18 protein-coding genes and 4 pseudogenes are annotated in these 18,785 nt (G+C 36.0%); 12 read left to right on the forward strand and 10 right to left on the reverse strand.

All coding sequences use genetic code 11. The annotated features are described in order from the left end of the window. The first annotated feature begins 1,110 nt into the window (after positions 1–1,110). On the forward strand, positions 1,111–1,476 hold the full coding sequence (locus tag ABD917_RS07065; RefSeq protein ID WP_345119391.1) for a response regulator: 366 nt from the start codon (positions 1,111–1,113) through the stop codon (positions 1,474–1,476). Positions 1,477–1,849: 373 nt separating this feature from the next. On the opposite strand, the gene rpsI is transcribed toward ABD917_RS07065, so the two are convergent. Together rpsI and rplM are read right to left on the reverse strand one after the other, a co-directional pair. Then, complete coding sequence (rpsI, locus tag ABD917_RS07070) at positions 1,850–2,335, reverse strand: 30S ribosomal protein S9 (RefSeq protein ID WP_273720992.1); 486 nt, start codon at positions 2,333–2,335, stop codon at positions 1,850–1,852. 2 nt (positions 2,336–2,337) lie between these two features. Continuing rightward, a complete protein-coding gene (gene rplM / locus ABD917_RS07075) occupies positions 2,338–2,802 on the reverse strand; it encodes a 50S ribosomal protein L13 (RefSeq protein ID WP_208441926.1) in 465 nt (154 codons plus the stop codon). Between the two features lie 293 nt (positions 2,803–3,095). On the opposite strand from rplM, the gene recJ reads away from it, so the two are divergent. Further along, on the forward strand, positions 3,096–4,880 hold the full coding sequence (gene recJ / locus ABD917_RS07080; RefSeq protein ID WP_345119392.1) for a single-stranded-DNA-specific exonuclease RecJ: 1,785 nt from the start codon (positions 3,096–3,098) through the stop codon (positions 4,878–4,880). Positions 4,881–4,899: 19 nt separating this feature from the next. Here the strand turns inward: recJ and parE are convergent, their stop codons facing one another. The 6 genes and pseudogenes from parE to ABD917_RS07110 form a co-directional block, all read right to left on the reverse strand. Beyond that, positions 4,900–6,957 (reverse strand): DNA topoisomerase IV subunit B, encoded by a 2,058-nt coding sequence (gene parE / locus ABD917_RS07085; protein ID WP_345119393.1) that lies wholly within the window; start codon positions 6,955–6,957, stop codon positions 4,900–4,902. A gap of 81 nt (positions 6,958–7,038) precedes the next feature. Next, positions 7,039–7,776, reverse strand: a complete 738-nt coding sequence (lipB, locus tag ABD917_RS07090; protein WP_345119395.1) for a lipoyl(octanoyl) transferase LipB — start codon at positions 7,774–7,776, stop codon at positions 7,039–7,041. 147 nt (positions 7,777–7,923) lie between these two features. Further along, positions 7,924–8,793, reverse strand: coding sequence for a TPM domain-containing protein (locus ABD917_RS07095; protein ID WP_345119396.1), 870 nt, complete (start codon positions 8,791–8,793; stop codon positions 7,924–7,926). Then, on the reverse strand, positions 8,793–9,437 hold the full coding sequence (locus tag ABD917_RS07100) for a LemA family protein (protein WP_345119397.1): 645 nt from the start codon (positions 9,435–9,437) through the stop codon (positions 8,793–8,795). The genes ABD917_RS07095 and ABD917_RS07100 overlap by 1 nt, the downstream gene beginning before the upstream one ends. Before the next feature lie 1,365 nt (positions 9,438–10,802). Then, positions 10,803–11,381 (reverse strand): annotated as a pseudogene (locus tag ABD917_RS07105) (LysE family translocator). 77 nt (positions 11,382–11,458) lie between these two features. Further along, positions 11,459–11,692: pseudogene (locus ABD917_RS07110) on the reverse strand (integrase); the annotation flags it as partial. Between the two features lie 9 nt (positions 11,693–11,701). Here ABD917_RS07110 and ABD917_RS07115 point away from each other — a divergent pair. The 8 genes and pseudogenes from ABD917_RS07115 to ABD917_RS07150 all read left to right on the forward strand — a co-directional run. Further along, a pseudogene (locus tag ABD917_RS07115) lies at positions 11,702–12,034 on the forward strand (hypothetical protein); the annotation flags it as partial. Between the two features lie 14 nt (positions 12,035–12,048). After that, positions 12,049–12,894, forward strand: a complete 846-nt coding sequence (locus ABD917_RS07120) for a hypothetical protein (protein WP_345119398.1) — start codon at positions 12,049–12,051, stop codon at positions 12,892–12,894. Positions 12,895–13,140: 246 nt separating this feature from the next. Beyond that, positions 13,141–13,584 (forward strand): single-stranded DNA-binding protein, encoded by a 444-nt coding sequence (gene ssb / locus ABD917_RS07125; protein ID WP_345119399.1) that lies wholly within the window; start codon positions 13,141–13,143, stop codon positions 13,582–13,584. Between the two features lie 48 nt (positions 13,585–13,632). Then, positions 13,633–14,127, forward strand: a complete 495-nt coding sequence (locus ABD917_RS07130; protein WP_345119400.1) for a hypothetical protein — start codon at positions 13,633–13,635, stop codon at positions 14,125–14,127. A gap of 94 nt (positions 14,128–14,221) precedes the next feature. Further along, the gene (locus ABD917_RS07135) at positions 14,222–14,479 is read left to right on the forward strand and encodes an AbrB/MazE/SpoVT family DNA-binding domain-containing protein (protein WP_345119402.1); all 258 of its coding nucleotides are present in this window, start codon (positions 14,222–14,224) and stop codon (positions 14,477–14,479) included. Beyond that, positions 14,479–14,811, forward strand: a complete 333-nt coding sequence (locus ABD917_RS07140) for a type II toxin-antitoxin system PemK/MazF family toxin (protein ID WP_345119404.1) — start codon at positions 14,479–14,481, stop codon at positions 14,809–14,811. The genes ABD917_RS07135 and ABD917_RS07140 overlap by 1 nt, the downstream gene beginning before the upstream one ends. Positions 14,812–14,895: 84 nt before the next feature. Further along, positions 14,896–15,123, forward strand: coding sequence for a type II toxin-antitoxin system RelB family antitoxin (gene relB / locus ABD917_RS07145; RefSeq protein WP_273789883.1), 228 nt, complete (start codon positions 14,896–14,898; stop codon positions 15,121–15,123). Next, complete coding sequence (locus ABD917_RS07150; protein ID WP_273722079.1) at positions 15,107–15,376, forward strand: type II toxin-antitoxin system RelE family toxin; 270 nt, start codon at positions 15,107–15,109, stop codon at positions 15,374–15,376. Before relB ends, ABD917_RS07150 begins: the two co-directional genes overlap by 17 nt. A gap of 1,013 nt (positions 15,377–16,389) precedes the next feature. Here ABD917_RS07150 and ABD917_RS07160 read toward each other — a convergent pair. Beyond that, a complete protein-coding gene (locus tag ABD917_RS07160; RefSeq protein ID WP_345119410.1) occupies positions 16,390–16,560 on the reverse strand; it encodes a hypothetical protein in 171 nt (56 codons plus the stop codon). Then, positions 16,560–16,931 carry a hypothetical protein gene (locus ABD917_RS07165; RefSeq protein ID WP_345119411.1) on the reverse strand — a complete coding sequence of 124 codons (372 nt, stop codon included), beginning with the start codon at positions 16,929–16,931 and terminating at the stop codon, positions 16,560–16,562. Before ABD917_RS07165 ends, ABD917_RS07160 begins: the two co-directional genes overlap by 1 nt. Positions 16,932–17,025: 94 nt before the next feature. Here ABD917_RS07165 and ABD917_RS07170 point away from each other — a divergent pair, with 94 nt between their 5' ends. Then, positions 17,026–17,187, forward strand: coding sequence for a hypothetical protein (locus ABD917_RS07170; RefSeq protein ID WP_345119412.1), 162 nt, complete (start codon positions 17,026–17,028; stop codon positions 17,185–17,187). Positions 17,188–17,445: 258 nt separating this feature from the next. After that, a pseudogene (locus ABD917_RS07175) lies at positions 17,446–18,538 on the forward strand (hypothetical protein); the annotation flags it as partial. Positions 18,539–18,785 lie beyond the last annotated feature (247 nt).

The following is an 18,785-nucleotide window of genomic DNA, read 5'->3' on the forward strand; positions in this document are numbered from 1 at the left end:
GTGTAATTACAGCTATATTTTATTTAAATTTGTTTTTTAAGTCTAAAGATTATAGTAAAAAAGAAAATAAAGTAATGTTATTAAATTTATTTTTTATACTTATATCTTAAACTTCTTTTGTATATTTATTTTTATTATGCTTTATAGATATAATTTACTTGATAATGTATTAAATTATATAAAATAGTCTGTTTTAATTATAATCTATATTATTGTATTATAAAAAAGTAATTTTCTATTATTAAAAAACTTAGTTAGGCATATTTCTCAATTTTGGCTAACAAGAAAAAGAGCAAAATAAAGCTTCATATCCTCTCTTTCAATAAATAAAAACAATGCTTTCATCTGATGTTGCATAATAAGCCTAGAGCTATACAGATGTTATTGTTTATCAACGATAAAACTCATGGGATTGATGTATAGAAATTACGAAAGATTAAAAAAGTTTTCTCTGTTCTTCATATTTTCTCACTAATTCATTTTGAAGAATAATAAAAAATAGGAAATAAGTGGGAAGGAAATATTAAGAATTTATAATGAGATATTTCCAATATTGCTAGCGCTTTTGCATTTAATTTTGCACTAATTGCATGTGTGATTTCTTCCCCAAATTCGTTTAAAATTCATCGGTAATCTTTGTTCTGAATGTATTATTGAAGAACTTTGTTAATGTATCATACAAATGTTTGAGACAACAAAATATTATAACAGTAAGCACCTTAATTTAACAGGTTAAACGCTGATTGTTTACACCCAAACAATCAATGCATATCAAAGTAAGTTATATTCTTCCTCTTTTAAATGCCCATTTGAGCTAAGTTGGTGATTGATATTTTTCTACGATGAAAAAGCTTCTGCGTTACCAAGATATCCATAAATTTTGTAGATCCGTTCAAAAATACACGATAATCTTACAGTTATTATGATTTTATGCTTATAAAATGAAAAAACGAAGTGATAAGCATGGCAAATATTTGCGAAAAAATGCTTTAATAAAAATGATGGAGTCTCTTTGTAGTTTACAATTTTTTTTATCATTTTATCTTAACTGAGAGGGAGTATATATTCATTTCTCTTGATCTATTTATCTCAAAGGGTGGAGTTATAGTAATGTCAAAAAAAGTCATGATCGTGGAAGATAACGAACTGAATATGAAGTTATTCCGTGATCTTGTAGAAGCGAGTGGCTATGAAACTGTTGAAACTCGCAATGGTCTTGTGGCATTAGATTTGGCTCGTTCATCCATGCCCTCTCTTATCCTTGTAGATATACAATTGCCTGAAGTATCAGGAATAGATGTGATTAAGCAATTAAAAGAGGATGAGGAGCTTCGATCTGTCCCCGTTGTTGCTGTAACAGCTTTTGCTATGAAAGGGGATGAAGAACGAATTCGCGCCAGTGGATGTGAAGAATATATGTCAAAGCCCATTTCTGTTCCGCATTTTATCTCAATGGTAAAGAATTTTTTAGACTGAAACTTTGCTTGATAATAGTAGAAAAAAGAGACTGAAAAGTGCATGAGATCACTGACGGTAGATAGGCAAATATTTCTGTAAAAAGAGCATGTATATGAATAAGTTATTTATGCTTGAGTTAGTAAAGCACAAATTTTAAAAATAAAAATCGAAGTTCTAAAGCTTTTATGGACGATTTCTTTTTAGTTCTTAAGCTAAAAAATAAGGTATTTTGCGCCCTTATTTTTTTCTAACAAATATAAATTTTCCGCTATATTTGCCTCAAAAGTAGCATTGATGAACGAGCCAAATCTTGTGTCATAAGAATTTTGCTTTAGCAAATAAAAAAAGCCCCGTTGAAAACGGGGCTCTAAGCATTGTATAAAAATTAAAATTAGCGTTTTGAGAATTGGAAAGAACGACGTGCTTTTGCTTTACCGTATTTTTTACGTTCCACAACACGGCTGTCACGAGTAAGAAAGCCACCTTTTTTCAAGATTGTACGAAGTTCTGGTTCGTAATAGGTTAAAGCTTTGGAAATACCATGGCGCACTGCACCAGCTTGTCCAGAAAGACCACCACCTGCAACGGTTGCAACAATATCAAATTGGCTATCCCTGTTTGTTGCAACAATTGGTTGGCGAAGAATCATTCTCAAAACAGGACGTGCGAAATATTGGTCAAATTCCTTATTGTTAATGGTAATTTTTCCAGAGCCTGGTTTGATCCACACGCGGGCAACAGCATCTTTACGTTTTCCTGTTGCATAGGCACGTCCCTGTGAATCAAGCTTTTGCACATGGATGGGAGCGACATTTTCATGAGCTTCTACAGTATTTGTGACGACACTAAGCTCAGCAAGAGAATTAATTTCAGCCATAATCAAGCAATCCTTTTGTTTTTGCGGTTTAAAGCACCAACGTCAAGAGCTTCGGGCTGTTGTGCCTCATGCGGGTGTTGGCTCCCAGCATAAACACGGAGATTCTTCAATTGACGACGGCCAAGAGGTCCGCGAGGAATCATGCGCTCCACAGCTTTTTCAACAACGCGTTCAGGAAAACGACCTTCAAGAATCTGACGCGCTGTACGCTCCTTAATTCCACCGATATAGCCAGTATGCCAATAATATTTTTTATCGGTATATTTTTTACCGGTGAGAGATATTTTATCTGCATTGATCACAATAACATTGTCACCGTCATCAACATGTGGAGTAAATGTAGCTTTATGTTTACCACGCAAGCGGTTAGCAACAAATGTGGCAAGACGGCCTAAAACGAGGTTTTCTGCGTCAATAATAACCCATTTTTTCACCACTTCAGTTGGCTTTTGTGAAAAAGTTGCCATAGAAGTATCCTTTATTAAAACCCTTATCACGAAGGGTATTTTCGTTGTTTTGCGTTGAAAGTTGTACCATAGCGAAATATTTAACGCGTATTGTTTATTCTGATATAATGTCTTTTGATTTACGTCAAGAGAAATAAAAACTTTATAAAACAGTACGTTATCATTGAGGTGTTATAGTACCTCATGCAAAGAGATGCCTATGTATATTTTATTGAGAATAAATATGGCAAAAAACTGTTTTATTTTGAAGGCATGATTGTATTTTATTCGCCTTCATTATAACATAAGCAACAATGCAGCGGTCCCGTTATTTTCTCAATGTTGAATCTTCTGCTTGTGGTCAAGCTTGGTTAGATGCTCTTGATATTCAAGGGATAAATAACGCACGCGCTATTTCTCAAAAATTTGGTTTTCCAGATCAATTAGCCCGTGTTCTCTCGGCAAGAGAAGTGGATGAATCAGAAGCTGTTGCTTTTATCAATCCAACATTGCGCACACTTATGCCTGATCCAGAAAGTTTTATCGATATGCAATGTGCAGCAGAGCGCATCGTGAAAGCTATTTTAAATCAAGAAAAGGTTGCAGTTTTTGGTGATTATGATGTGGATGGTGCTTGTTCATCGGCCCTTATGGCGCGCTTTTTGCGTTATTTTGGTATTGAGGTAAGAATTTATATTCCAGATCGTATTGTTGAAGGCTATGGCCCCAATGAACAAGCAATGAGGATGTTGGTACAACAAGGTGCTGCTTTGATTATCACGGTTGATTGTGGAGCAAACAGCCCAGATGCAGTCAAAGCAGCCAGACTTGCAGGTGCTGATGTTGTCGTTTTAGATCATCATCAAATGTCAGAGATTCATCAAGAAGCTTTCGCACTTGTTAATCCTAATCGTCCTGATGATCTTTCTGGACAAGGACATTTATGCGCTGCTGGTGTTGTTTTTGTTACCTTAGCGTGGGTCCATCATTTATTGCGAAAGAAAAAATTTTTAGGAAAACTTCCTGATCTTCTCAGTATGCTTGATCTTGTTGCTTTGGCAACCATATGTGATGTGGTTCCCTTACAAGGTGTTAACCGTGCTTTTGTGGTAAAAGGTCTCCAAGTTGCGCGTTCTATGCATAATCATGGGATAGGGGCTCTAATAAAAGTTGCACGTATAGGTGAGCCACTGAATAGTTTTCATTTGGGTTTTTTGTTAGGTCCTAGGATTAATGCGGGAGGGCGTATTGGTGACCAAGCTTTGGGAGCACGTTTGCTTAGTTGTGAAGATAAAGATGAAGCAAACAAAATAGCAGAACAATTGGATCTGCTTAATCAAGAGCGCCAAGAAATGGAAAGTATTCAATTAGCGCAAGCAGAATCTTATATTGCTTCTCTTTATCAAGATGGTAAAACACCTCTGTCCCTCGTACTTTCTCACCAAGAATGGCATCCAGGAATTATTGGTATTCTTGCATCCCGCTTAAAAGAGCGTTTTTTTTGTCCTGTTTTTGCCATTGCTTTGAAAGAAGATGGAAGTGGGGTAGGATCGGGGCGTTCAATCAGTGGCATAGATTTAGGATCCCTTGTGCGTGAAGCTGTTACACTCAATTTATTAGAAAAAGGGGGGGGACATAGTATGGCAGCGGGGATTACAATCCAATCGACAAAAGTTAAAGCTTTTCAAGCATGGTTGGAAGAAAAAGTTTCTTTAATGGTTTCACAGTTGCATGCTAAAAAGTCTCTCAGTATAGATGGTTGTCTTTCTGCTGCTGGTGCCAATAAAACGCTTTTTGATATGATTGAAAAAGCCGGTCCTTTTGGTTCAGGAAATACAACACCTGTTTTTGTTCTTCCTTCTCACCGATTAATGAACTTGTCTGAAGTGGGGAAGGGACATCTTCGTCTTATTATGGCTAATATGGAAGGAAAAAGCTTGCAAGGAATAGCTTTCCGTGCTGTGGGAACATCACTTGGTGATTTTCTACTGAGAAATGTTGGTGAAATGATCCATTTGGCAGGTAATCTTAGTTTGAATTATTGGAATGGAACAATCACCCCACAACTACGTGTAATTGATGCTGCGGCAGTGGTTTGAAGAGGAATTTTTTTGAAAATTAAATATCGAGATTAGAAGCAAAAGTAGAGTTTTCTTGTATGAAGCGAAATCTTGCTTCTGGTTTTGTTCCCATGAGATTTTCTACAATATTTTTCGTTTTTTGCATTTCCATTGCGTCAATAGAAACGCGTAGCAATGTACGTTTCTCAGGATGCATCGTTGTTTCTTTAAGCTGGTCAGCGCGCATTTCTCCAAGTCCTTTAAAACGCCCAATTTCAATTTTAGTTTTTCCAGCGAATTCAGTTTTTAACAATTCATCCTTGTGGATATCGTTACGTGCATAAGCAATTTTTCCTCCTTGTGAGATTCTGTAAAGGGGAGGGACCGCCAGATATAAATGTCCCTGACGAATAAGATCGGGCATTTCTTGAAAGAAAAAAGTGATAAGGAGTGAGGCGATATGAGCGCCATCAACATCTGCATCCGTCATAATGATAATACGTTCATATCTGAGATCTTTTTCACGATATTTAGAGCCTGTTCCACATCCAAGCGCGAGTATAAGATCACTTATTGTTTGGCTTGCATTCATTTTTTCGTGTGCAGCACTGGCTACATTGAGGATTTTTCCACGAAGAGGTAAAATTGCTTGATTTGCTCTGTTTCGAGCTTGTTTAGCCGAACCACCAGCAGAATCACCTTCAACAATGAATAATTCAGCTCCAGCAGCACAGTTTTGGCTACAATCTGCGAGTTTCCCAGGTAGGCGTAATTTACGCACAGCCGTTTTTCGGTTTATTTCTCTGTCTTGGCGGCGTTTAACGCGTTCTTCAGCACGTTCAATAACCCAATCAAGAAGTTTTGTTGATTCTTGTGGAGAATTGGTCAACCAATGATCAAAAGGGTCGCGTATTGCATTTTCAACAATACGCTGTGCTTCAATTGTTGCTAGTCGATCTTTGGTTTGTCCAACAAATTCAGGATTTTTTATAAAAACTGAAAGTATTGCAGCTGTTGAAATCATCACATCATCGGATGTAATAAGAGCAGCGCGCTTGTTTCCTATTAATTCAGCGTAAGACCTCAAACCGCGCAAAAGAGCTTGACGCAGTCCCATTTCATGTGTTCCACCTTCTCCAGTGGGAATAGTATTGCAGTAAGATTGTACATGAGCATCGCCACCATGCCAAGCAATAGCCCATTCAACAGAGCCATGACCATTAGAGTGATTTGTTTTTCCAGAAAAAATTTCCGACGTTACGCGATATTCATCTTTGAGTGATGAGAGCAAATAATCTTTAAGTCCATCAGGAAAGTGGAAAATAGCTTTTTCGAGAATATTTTTTGTGTCTTTAAGGATGGCAGGATCACAATTCCAGCGAATTTTCACACCACCAAAAAGATAGGCTTTTGAACGTGCCATTTTATAAATTTTTTCTGGATCAAAAGCGGCTTTTTCACCAAAAATTTTAGGATCAGGATGGAAACGAACACGTGTACCACGACGATTATAAACATCACCCAAATCTTCCAATCCAGATTGAGGAATACCTCGTGAAAAGCGTTGTCGATAAAGTTTTCGTTCTCGTGCGACTTCGACTTCCATATCGTCAGAAAGAGCATTGACAACAGAAATTCCTACTCCGTGGAGCCCTCCAGCAGTTTGATAAGCTTTTCCGTCAAATTTTCCACCTGAATGGAGTTGTGTCATGATGACTTCAAGAGTAGATTTATCAGGCATTTGAGGATGATTTTCAACAGGAATGCCACGTCCATTATCCGTAACCGTTAAATAACCATTTCTATCTAATGATACGTCAATGAAATCTGCATAACCAGCAACGGCTTCATCCATTGCATTGTCAATAATTTCAGCAAACAAATGATGAAGTGCTTTACTATCTGTTCCACCAATATACATTCCAGGGCGTAAACGTACAGGTTCTAACCCTTCAAGCACGCGAATAGAGAGAGCATTATAGCTCTCTTCTTGTGTATTTTTTTTCGAAGTGATTGCTTCTGAGCTCACGAGAGATTGCGGATTTTTTACTTTTGTATTTATCCGAGACTGCGCATTATTTAAAATACTAAAAAGATCTTTACCGTTATCGCTCATAGCGTTTGATTATCCACCTCAAAAATATAATCTTCATGAAAATAAACTTTATGCCTGTTTTTCATTTAAAAATCAATGCCATTAGGAAACATCAATTGTTGGACCGAAAATTTGTTCGAAGGTTTGTTTAAGAACAATATCAATATCATGCATGGTTACAGGAAAACCGAGATCAAAAAAGCTGGTTACACCATAATTAGTAATTCCACAGGGAACAATCCCTGAATAGTGCGCTAGATGAGGATTAACATTAATAGCAACGCCATGAAAACTCACCCATTTACGCACGCGAATGCCAATAGCTGCAATTTTATCTTCAGAAGAGAGGCTGTTTTGTGTTGATGGAAAGTTGTGTCGTTTAATCCAGACACCTACACGATCTTCTCGGCGTTCACCTTTAATATTAAATTTTGCAAGCATTTGTATAATCCATTCTTCGAGTGCACTAATAAAAGCACGTATATCTTGCCTTCGGCGTTTAAGATCCAGCATAATATAAGCAACACGTTGTCCTGGACCATGATATGTAAATTCACCGCCACGTCCTGCTTCATAAACAGGAAATAAATGAGGTGCTAAAAGATCTTTTTTATTCGCACTTGTACCAGCTGTATAAAGGGATGGATGTTCAAGGAGCCAAACTTGTTCTTGGGCGTTTTTTGCAAGAATGTTTTCTACACGCTCTTGCATATAACGCAGTGCTTCGGGATATTCGACTAAATTATTAGTTATTTTCCATTCAACTGGAGGACTTCCAAGAACTGCTTTAAACTGATGTGATAAGTGGTCACGATCAATATGTTTTAATTCAAATGTCATGAGTAATATTTTATGTTGGTGTTTAAAGGAGCGTTATAATCAATAAAAAATTATAGAGTAAGAAGTAAAATAGTTTATTAAAAGTAAGATAATACGGTCATAAATTTTATCTTAAGAATCGGTTACGTGTAAAAATCTATTTTTATTTTACCATCTTCCGGTTGCTCCACCGCCTCCCGATGATCCACCACCTCCAGAGAAGTCACCGCCCCCAAATGATCTACCACCTCTTGAATCTTTGTTAAAAATACCACCAGAACGCCTACCGCTAGCATTTAAATTTAAAAACCAAGGTGTGAAAATAATACCTATCCAGAGATATTTCTGTGGGCCTACTTTTTTTCCAAAAATCATTGCGAAAACGGGCAAAACAAATATGATAAAAAATATTAAAAATATAATTGCACTGGCTATCATTTCTTCTTTTTCAGCTCGTTTACGTTGTGCTTCAATAATTTTAGCCTTTTCTCTAATTCGAACAGAAAAATCAGAATCACTTTCTGTAATGACATTGATAATTGCATGAACTGCTTCGATAATTCCTTTTTGATAGTTTCCCTCACGGAAATTGGGAAGAACGAAGGTATTAATAATAACTGTGGAAAGAGCATCGGTTAGCACCCCTTCTAAACCATATCCTACTTCAATACGCATTTCACGTTCATTGGGTGCAATGACAAGTAATACACCGTTATTGATTTGTTTTTGTCCTATAGCCCATCTTCGGAACAGAGAATTACTATACGTCTCTATGTCGCTTCCTAACAGAGTAGGAAGAGTTACAATCACAATTTGATCTCCGGATTTCTCTTCAAATTCAACCAGTTTTTCTATTAGATTATGCTTTGTTGCATTATCCAGCAAATGAGCCACATCGTTAACATAGCCCGTTAAGGGGGGAAATTTGCTCTGGGCGTAAGCGATATTCCCTAATGCAATGATCAGATAGAGAATATTTAAAAAAGACCATAAATGTGGAAAAACAAAATGTTGTATAGAATGTCGAAACAGTTTCATTAATTAAAATTGACCTTTGGGAGTTCCTGGTTATTGATGTCAATCGTAAATGTTGGCATAGGTTTAGCATTACGAAACCATAATTTTGCCCAAATTACTGTTGGCATTGTTTTCAGTGCTGTATTATAAATACGCACTGTTTCAATATAATCACGGCGTGCAACAGAGATACGGTTTTCAGTTCCTTCTAATTGTGACTGAATAGCGAGGAAATTTTGATTTGCTTTTAGATCAGGATAGTTTTCAACAACAGCCATAAAGCGTGAGAGTGCGCTTGATAAATTTTCTTGGTTGTTGAGATATTGCTTCATTATTTCTGGGTTATTCAACATATCTGCATTAATGTTGACTTGCGTTGCTTTAGCGCGTGCTTCAATCACATTGGTAAAAACAGCTTGTTCATGGGCAGCATAGGCTTTGACAGTTTCCACGAGATTGGGAATAAGATCAGCACGACGTTGATATTGGTTCAGTACTTCACTCCATGCAGCATGCGCTTTTTCTTCATTTGTTGGTATCGTATTAAATCCGCAGCCACTTAAAAATGGCACTAAAAGTGTCAACAAAATAACGATTAAAAATTGTCTTAACATTTTAGTTATAGGATGTATGAGTGGAATTGAAACAGTTTGTACATTTGACATAAAGGTATCTCCGCAGCTATTTCATGTACTATATAGGATATATCTTTTTAATAAAAAGTATTTTTAATTCTATAAAAGAAATTTTATAAATAAACGAAGATTATTATACGATTTTATTGTAATTAAGTAAATTGATTGATATTAAAATAACAATGGTATATAAATATCCTCTTATAAAATGCTAAATTATATTATGTAATATTATTACCAATAATTATTTACAGCGAATTAATTTATTTCCAAATTTTATTTTGGAAATTTCTTATTTTTTAGAGAAAACAACGGAAGTGATAATTTTAGAAGTTTTAAAAAGTTGTTAGAGAGGCAAACTTGGAAAGCTTATGCTCATATTTTTAAAATACAAGTAAAAGTAATATCTCAATGAGAAAATATTATGCGCTTTTTTGATAAAACAGTATACTAATTTGAGTATCTTATGTCATATATCAGATAAAATTCTTCTCATGAATGGAGATAATAAAAAGAACCAGCTTTATGATTTCTTTATTTCAATCACTATTTCCATTATGAGAGGAGAGGGCAGAAGTTCGTTGTGTTTTTTGGTGAAAATCAGATTTGATTGCGCGTTTAAATTCGAATAGCTATTCAAAATATGCTCTTATAAGTATGTTCAAACTAAGATAGCAAAAGCATTTTAAGTACTACGCGACTGATGAGCTATTGTGATAATGAAATGAGGCTCCTTCTTTGATTATGTACGATAACGATGGCAGTGATATATCCAATTCCTAAAACGCATATACGCAGATCTACCTTACGCGCTTAAAACTTTAATATGCACAAATGGCAAATTGAAGTGCGTCACTATGCAACTACCGTGAAAAATGCACTGTGTAAAAAATAAGATGCTGATACAGGATATTCATGTATAATCTGTAAAAATTCAAATGACCGTCACAGGATAATTACTGCCTGACTTTTTTCAACTGGAATATTGCAAACAGCAAAGAAATTTTTATAGATTGACTGTAACTTAAGCTGTAATTGCTTCCTATTCGGCAAAATTAGCAAAATGCATTTGCCATGCCTATCTATTAAGGTAATCCCTAGGTATGAGCAGTCACTGTAAGCCTGCTATGATTTTTCAGTATTTACAATCTGCAATTTATGTAGCCTATTTGGTAATAGTGTGGTCAATAAGATAGCTAAAACTCTCACTAAAGAGAGCATTCTTAATTTTTATTTATTAAAATTTAAAGAGTACGCTCGATGAATTCATTTAGCTATATGCATAAAAAAATAAGGCAGCATTTTTGATTGTATCAGTTCTAGCGAAGATCTCAATATAAATAGCGATAAACAAAAAACGATGAAAATTTTTGCCGAAAGTCGTACAATTTATTATCAAAAGATGGAAATATCTAAAGAAAACAAAAAAGAAAACAAAGATACAATTGTTCCTGTCGCTATATTAATATATCCTTTTACGCGTTGCTTTTTTAAAATGATACGAGCAAATGATATAAAAATGGTCATTAAAGCAAACCATGCAAATATATTAAAGGAATGTATGGTTACAAGTTCAAATCCTGTTTTAATGCTACCACCAGAAGATAGGAATTTTGGAAAAGCTGCGATATAGAATATCGATACCTTTGGGTTTAGTATTTGCGTAATAAAACCATCTACCTAGCTGGTTAAAATTTTTACTTCATCCTTAGTATTGCTTTCATTTTGTGATATTATTTCTCTTGAATTTAAGTTGTTTATTCTGGATTTAAGCGATTTAACTCCCATATATAATAAATAGCGCCACCCATAAGTTTTACTAAAAAAAAGCGTTTTATTGTTGAGAATAATTGCTGACATACCTAGTATGGAAAATGCTCCATGCGCATATGTTGCTGTGCATAATCCTGCAACGTTAGCGAGAGCATTCTTTTTTCCCCAATCTCGTTGTGTTATCGATGATAAGAGCCATATTGGTCCTAGGGAGTATGACTAAAAATAAGGAGCCTATAAAAAAGGTAACTATTAGATGATTCAGTTGACCCCATATCTTAAGCATGACCGGTGACATAAGCCGCCCATTTATCCATATAGACACGGCGCTGTTCTAAATAATCAGTCCGACGATAGGCACGCTCTACTTGCCCCCCGACCGTATGAGCTAGAATGGTTTCAGCGACTTCATAGGGTGCATCGGTTGTTTCAGCAAGCCAATCGCGTAAACTAGAACGAAATCCATGCGGGCAGGCATCAATTTTATTTTTTCTCATATATTTTGCCATAGAACTCTCATTAATCTTTACGAATATGATGATGGTGCAAGAGAATACGAGGAATTCGATGGTGGTCAATACCATGAGATGCCTGCGAATGTTGATTACAGTACCAAAGAGCAAGTGAAGGCATGGATTTATGGTGATAATTTACCAAAAAGCGTATTGAGTTATGATGCGTTAATAGACGAGTTAAATGAGAAAATTAAACAGCGCACAAAGGATGATCAGTTGATTTGTGAGATAACGAATGATTTTGAGAGAAGCTACCCATTATCGAGTGAAGAGATAGACAGAGAGCTAGAAAAAGCGCTTGATATTCAATTCGGTAAGTACAAAAAAAGAAAAAATTAGATTAGGAATGGCCTATGGGTACTATAACTGTATCTAAAAAATATGAAATTACAGATAGAACAAAACAAGTTTACGATGCTGAAACTCGTAAACCTAAACACTTTTATCGCATTCGTGCATTAAGGGATTTCGATGATGTCAAGGCAGGAGACATCGGCGGTTTTGTAGAAAATGAAAGCAATCTCTCTCATGATGGCAATTGCTGGATCTACGATAATGCCATTGTGGTATATGATGCTATTGTTAGTGAAAATGCAAAGGTACGTAATGAAGCTGCTGTTGCTCAAAATGCTAAAGTTTATGGTAATGCTGTAGTGAGTGATAAAGCCAAGGTTTATGGTTGTGATACCCATGTTTATGGCAATTCCAAGATTTTTGATAATGCTAGTGTTTGTGGTACCATGTGGGTTCGTGGCAAGGGATGGGTTTGTGGCAAATGCGTGGTTAGTGATAATGCTAAGGTTTATGGGAACGCAAAAATTTGTGGTCAAGTTTGTGACAATGCCGTGGTTTATGGCAAAGCCTTTATTTCTGTAGAGGCAAAAATTTATGATGATGCCAAAGTTTGGCATAGTGCTTATGTAAAGGGCTTTGTTTATGGCAATGCAAAAGTATCAGGATCTTCTTGTGTATACGAAGAGTCTCATATTTTTGATAATGCTAGGGTTTATGGCAACGCCCGTGTTTATGAGAATGCTCGTATTTATGAAAAAGTAGAAATTTATGATGATGCGTGCGTTTCTAACAGGTCTATTATTGCAGAGGGTGTAAAAATTTATGGGAATGCCGTTATTAATGGCAAGCAAAAGATTTGTGATGATACTGATGGTAGTGAACAAACTTTAGATAAAACAGCATAAATAAGAGGCGGGAGCTGCTTTTGTTTTGCTATAAAAAATATGAAAAATGCAAGCGATTAAGCAAATTTAAGTACTATTAATAGCGTATACTCAGTAGCTTATAATAACTTTTTAACAAGATTAATACCATTAATACTGATAATACATTAAATATATGTTATTATCTTATTGAAATAATTGAAAAAATAATGAACTTATTATAAGATTTTATGTGTATAAAATGCAAATCAAATGGAACTCACAAACATGTTGAATAAAGTGATTTTAATTGGCTATCTTGGAGCTGATCCCGAAAGCAAAACTATGAATTCTGGTGCCGAAATAGTCAATTTTCGGTTGGCCACTTCTGAAAGCTATACAGATAAAAATACCCATCAAAAAGTAGGGAAAACAGAATGGCATTCCATTGTGATTTTCAATCCACATTTGGCAAAAACTGCGCTTCAATATTTACACAAAGGCTCAAAAGTTTACGTAGAAGGCAAATTACAAACCCGTAAATGGCAAGATAAAAACAGTATTGACCGCTTCACAACAGAGATTGTTTTGCCACAATATAAAGGCGAATTGCACCTACTTGATGCCAAGAAAGAGCAATCCACTCCTTCATCTGTCACTTCTCAAAGTTATGCTATCGCTTCAGGTGCTGATGATTACGGCATATCTGCTCATGACAGCATGCCATTTTGATTTAAATAGCAAAAAGAAAAATGTGAGTTTCTATAGATGAGGGGATGTATGAGAAAGCAAGATGCTGACATTTTACAAGTAAAAGTACGTCAAGATCCTGTTAATCAATTGGCAATTGAAATGCGTGCAAAGCGCTTCTGTTTGACCATAGAAGAGGCTAAAAATCCGCTTTCTGGGACTTATATTGGGCGGTTATGTTTACAAGGGGTGCTTACTCAAGATCAGTATGATGCTGCACAAAAATATCTTGAAGTAAAAAATGACTATTCGTGTGCAAAAGGTTTACCAAGCGCTGTTTATAATGAAATGCCCTCCTCTTGTGATGAGGCAGCAAGAGAAAAGTGGGTTGAACGTGCAACAGAGCAGTTTTCTAATATGCAAGAGGTGATAAAAGAAACACAACATCTCTATAGACAGTATAATCTTTATGCAGCAATGCAATATATTGTTGTTGAAGACCACACATTAGCACATCTTGTGAATTCATTGCGAATTTCTCTGAATGCTCTCCAGAAATATTTTGATCAAAAAAAGAAATGGTAAATGTTTTACGAGTATTTTTATAAAAGCATCAAAAGCTCTTGAAATAGTTTTTAAGATGTTATATTTTTATATAATATATTAGAGAGGGTGTTTTATGCATACAACAAAATTACGTAAAGTTGGAGGGTCGGTGATGCTTTCCATACCACCTGCCTTGCTTGATGTTCTCCATCTTACTGAAAACACACAAGTAGGTTTGGCTGTTGATAATGGACAATTGATTGTAAAGCCACAAACATTTCCAAGTTACACTCTTGATGAATTATTAGCCCAATGTAATCCTTCAGATGATTTTGCGGATGAGGATATAGAGTGGTTTGATGCCAAACCTGTTGGTAGAGAGCTCTTGTGATGAAGCGGGGCGAAATTTGGCTTGTATCTCTTGATCCAACTTCGGGTTATGAACAAAAAGGGACGCGTCCTGTACTGATTGTATCACCAGAAGCGTTTAATCGTGTAACGAAAACACCCATTGTCTTACCTATTACAAGCGGAGGAAATTTTGCTAGAACAGCAGGTTTTGCTGTCTCATTAATGGGAGTAGGATTGCATACAACAGGCGTGATACGTTGTGACCAGCCACGTGCTCTTGATATTGGAGCGCGTCAGGGTAAGAAAATGGAAACAGTTCCCTCCATGGTTATGAACGAAGTCCTTGCTAAACTAGCAACATTTCTCACGTAGTTTTTTTGCGGCATGGCGTGAAACGTTTTTCTGTACAATACGTTGTTTTTGTATTACAGTGAATACAAATATGAGGATTGCGTTATGACAATATCTATTCGTTTGCCAAGTGATCTTGAAACACGTTTGAATAATTTGGCTTCTAAGACAGGACGTACAAAGTCTTTTTATTTGCGTGAGATTATTGAACGTGGAATAGAGGAAGCAGAGGATTATTATTTAGCTTCACAGGTCAGAGAGCGTGTTCAAAGAGGAGAGGCTACTTTTTATAGCTCTGAAGAGGTGAGGAAAGAGCTTGGCTTGGACGATTAGATATGAAAAAAAAGCTCTCAGTTTTTTAAAAAAATGCGATAAAAAAGAAGCGCGTCGGATTGTTGATTTTTTAGATCAACATGTTGCTTTTCTTGAGGATGTGCGTGCAATAGGTAAGCCCTTAAGAGGTCAATTATCAGGTTTATGGAGGTATCGTGTAGGAGATTACAGGATATTGTGTGATCTTTATGATAAAGAGCTTGTCGTGTTAGTTTTGGCTGTTGGACATAGAAAAAATATATATAAAGGTTAAGGGAAATCTTTTATAAAATATTTTGATTTTTAATCAAAGATTAAAAGGAGTAGTACCGCGCAACTAATTAGAGCGGTTGTTAATAAAAAGAAATAAGCAGGAATTTTTAATTTAAAACGCCAAAGTAAGTTAATGATAATGGACATGATACTAATAAATATGAGGACTGCTATGACAACGATGAAATCTTCAAATGTTATGCGTCTGCGAGGCTTTTCATAATCAGAAACAGTGGAAAACGAAATGTTATATTGATTAATTCCACTATCTGATAAAATCTTGTTTGGGTGCTGTTCTACTACGTATTGCTTTTGCAAAACTTTAATTTTTTCATGTAAATTTTATCAGTATTGGACGACTTGTAATGAGTAAGAATCTGTTCACTGTTAGCATAATCAGAAAGAAAAAGCCCACTGATCACTATGACTAATAAGTAACTTATTTTTTTTTGCTGATAAATAATTCATTATTTCTTTTATGGTTGGAGTTTAAGTATTATTAAAGATTAGGGAAAAAGACTTAATAAATATTTTGATCGTTAGACAATTTTCCAAATAAATTTGATCAACGCTATAAACGCTATAAGACAAATTAATATCAATGCTATAATCGCTACGATCCCTACAATTTCATCTAAATTTTGTATTATAGCAATAAAAATTAACATTCCTAAAAATGCTATTCCTAATACAGGATAAAATACAAAGGCTGCTGCCATAGCTGTTGGAATTGGAGGGACAAGAGCTCATAAAATGCGCTGTCAATATTTTCATCTTTTAAACTTAGCTTTTCTTCTCTTGCACATGCACTTATTATCAAAAAATACGAGACAAATGCTACAAATATTGGTACAATTAATTTATCTTGTTGTTGGTTGTCTAATCCGAAGGGGTTAAAAGCAAGTATCATAAGACTAATTATAGTAAAGAACGGTAAAAACAAAATTAGTGTAAATGTCTTTTTAATTCTGCATAAATCTGCTTTTTTGAAAAAGAACACTGAATTTTCCTTTTTTACGTGTCAATCGTTCTCTTTTGTTCTTGAAGAGCGAGATCACGTCCTCTTATCGCTTTACGATACAATTTCAGATACTTAACGACAGAATAAAGAAGTGAAAGAGAGGTTGTTGTTATTGCACAAGCACCCATAACGCCGATCAGTTGGCCTAATATTGCAGCAGACATTATTTTTCTCTCCTTGATCTTAGCTTTTGATGAGCAATTGCTTCATCGAGTTGCTGAAGAGCTTTGTTGAGTTTCTTCTTTATGACGATGTACACGATAGCAGAAATTGGTAAGGAGCCGTAGAGAAGCAACAGACATATCAACCCTATTGCAGTTGCTGCATCCATTTGGCTTTTATCTGCATTCCCTGTTATGACGAGAAAAATCGATAGACAGAGGCTTATAAAGAGGATCAATCGAGATTCTACGCGTGAAACCACACCCGTTGCGATTGTTTTCTTAAGCTCTTTTTGGATATTGAGTGCAGCCTCCCATTGAGGAGACAGATCATTTTGTTTTTCACACAATGTCTTTGATGTTTGTGTTGTCATGTTGGTATCATTTCATGCTGTAAAGATTTGGCGAGTTTGATCAATCGCTTACATCTCACCCTCTTTTTTATGACAGTGAGAAAGGATTGTGGTGATGATAGAGAGTGTGAGTGTTCTATCGCAGCTGTTGTGCATCTCCCCCCTTTATATCTTAACCCTTGATTGTATAACTGATTCGCTTAAGGGAGACAATGGTATCTCATGGATGGGATCTCTGATTGATGGCACAAAACACTCCATTGAGGTGATAAAATAAAAAAATATACAATATAGCGATTTTTTCGTTGACAGCGCGTGAATAATGGTGTTTTTATAGCCACGCTGTACAAGTGGAATTGCGTCCAAAATTACAGTAGATCGTTTCTCGTTAACCCCCTTTTATAATGATATGATTGTTTGGATCCCTGCGTTTGCGGGGTTTTTTGTTATCTGGAGAAAGTATTTGATGACAGCAGAAAATACAGAGGTGACTTCGCAGCCAAAAAGAATACCACCGAAAGCGGGGACAGGTCTTGGCGCTCCTGCTGCTACTCGTGCGGCAATTGGGGCTGATGTTGTGCTGTGGGAGGTAGAGCTGGTGTTGCAGGAGCACAAATAACCAGTAAAGCTTTAGCAGCAGAAGAAAGGGCGGCACAATCTGCTTTAGCAGAGGGTGCGGAACGGGCAGCGGCAAAAGCTGCAGGTGAAGCAGCAATGAAAGCAGTAGCAAGTAAAGAGGCGGCAAAATTTAGCTTGGGGCGTGCAGCAAAAACTGGAGCCATTTATGGTGGGATAGCAGGCAGTGGTGAGGGGGAAGGGCTTGAGATACTCTAGTGTCTGCAGGATTAGGTGCGGGGCTAGGCGTTGCAACACCATTTGTTGCCAGTGGTGTATCAAAAGCAACATCTTTTGCGACAAGATCACTTAAAAAAACGCCTGAGGCTCTCAAAAAAACAGCTGAGAAATTGTTTGGTAAAACTGAACCAGTAGAAAAAGAGGCATTTCACATAAGCGATAGAGCGCTTAGGGATGTAAGCCAAACTTTAGGGGATGAAGGTGTTGATAAGCTTGAAAGGGCATTAAAACAGCGTGGTCCTGATTCAATGATTATTGATCTTCACGATGGGCTTGCTACAAGAGCTTTTAAGGCAGCAAAAAAAGACCATGATACATATTCGCTCGTAAGTAATCGTTTGAATGAAAGGCAAGGTGCAAGTGCACTGCGGGTAAAGGATGCGTTGACAGATGTGATGGGTCCAAAAGTAGATACGCTTAATTTAAAGCAAGAGATTATCAAACAAGCACAGAAAAAGGCTGAACCATTTTATGAGAGGGCGAAAGCTTCTCCTATTTCTAATGCTGTCAGTAAAGATTTATCGCGGTTGCAAGAAACTCCTGCCTTCCAAAAAGTCTATAAAAAAGCAATTGCACAAATGCCAAATGAAGTGGATGCAAACGTTAGTGGGATCAATGAATATCCAAAGCTGAATATGCGAATTTTACATAAGATAAAAGAGGTTTTGGATGATCAAATTAATTCTGCACGTATCAAAGGAAAATGGGGATATGCTCGAGATTTGACTGATTTCAAACAACGCATTCTGGACATTTTGGATACGTCATCTCCTTATAATAACGTATAATACAAAAAAATACAATAAAGTCAATACGTTGCGTGTAATTATTTTATATGAATCCACTTAAGAATCCACACTTTTATGCATGATTCATTTGACCATTTTTTAGATAAGATTATCACGTATGAATAGAGCATAAAAAGCAAATCATGATGCAAATATTATAACGCATGTGTGTATTTAAATGAAATGAAAAGCAATTATCATTCATAATAGTTCATAAATTTTATGATACGTT

The sequence above is a fragment of the Bartonella pachyuromydis genome (assembly GCF_039543065.1).
GTDB classification, from domain to species: Bacteria; Pseudomonadota; Alphaproteobacteria; order Rhizobiales; family Rhizobiaceae; genus Bartonella; species Bartonella pachyuromydis.

Coding starts and splice junctions, on each gene's coding strand:
- ABD917_RS07065 (WP_345119391.1), top strand. CDS start 1,111: ATGTCAAAAAAAGTCATGATCGTGGAAGATAACGAACTGAATATGAAG.
- ABD917_RS07135 (WP_345119402.1), top strand. CDS start 14,222: ATGCATACAACAAAATTACGTAAAGTTGGAGGGTCGGTGATGCTTTCC.
- ABD917_RS07160 (WP_345119410.1), bottom strand. CDS start 16,560: ATGTCTGCTGCAATATTAGGCCAACTGATCGGCGTTATGGGTGCTTGT.
- ABD917_RS07165 (WP_345119411.1), bottom strand. CDS start 16,931: ATGACAACACAAACATCAAAGACATTGTGTGAAAAACAAAATGATCTG.
- parE (WP_345119393.1), bottom strand. CDS start 6,957: ATGAGCGATAACGGTAAAGATCTTTTTAGTATTTTAAATAATGCGCAG.
- ABD917_RS07120 (WP_345119398.1), top strand. CDS start 12,049: ATGGGTACTATAACTGTATCTAAAAAATATGAAATTACAGATAGAACA.
- rpsI (WP_273720992.1), bottom strand. CDS start 2,335: ATGGCTGAAATTAATTCTCTTGCTGAGCTTAGTGTCGTCACAAATACT.
- ABD917_RS07170 (WP_345119412.1), top strand. CDS start 17,026: ATGATAGAGAGTGTGAGTGTTCTATCGCAGCTGTTGTGCATCTCCCCC.
- ABD917_RS07130 (WP_345119400.1), top strand. CDS start 13,633: ATGAGAAAGCAAGATGCTGACATTTTACAAGTAAAAGTACGTCAAGAT.
- relB (WP_273789883.1), top strand. CDS start 14,896: ATGACAATATCTATTCGTTTGCCAAGTGATCTTGAAACACGTTTGAAT.
- ABD917_RS07095 (WP_345119396.1), bottom strand. CDS start 8,793: ATGAAACTGTTTCGACATTCTATACAACATTTTGTTTTTCCACATTTA.
- ABD917_RS07100 (WP_345119397.1), bottom strand. CDS start 9,437: ATGTCAAATGTACAAACTGTTTCAATTCCACTCATACATCCTATAACT.
- ssb (WP_345119399.1), top strand. CDS start 13,141: ATGTTGAATAAAGTGATTTTAATTGGCTATCTTGGAGCTGATCCCGAA.
- rplM (WP_208441926.1), bottom strand. CDS start 2,802: ATGGCAACTTTTTCACAAAAGCCAACTGAAGTGGTGAAAAAATGGGTT.
- recJ (WP_345119392.1), top strand. CDS start 3,096: ATGCAGCGGTCCCGTTATTTTCTCAATGTTGAATCTTCTGCTTGTGGT.
- ABD917_RS07140 (WP_345119404.1), top strand. CDS start 14,479: ATGAAGCGGGGCGAAATTTGGCTTGTATCTCTTGATCCAACTTCGGGT.
- lipB (WP_345119395.1), bottom strand. CDS start 7,776: ATGACATTTGAATTAAAACATATTGATCGTGACCACTTATCACATCAG.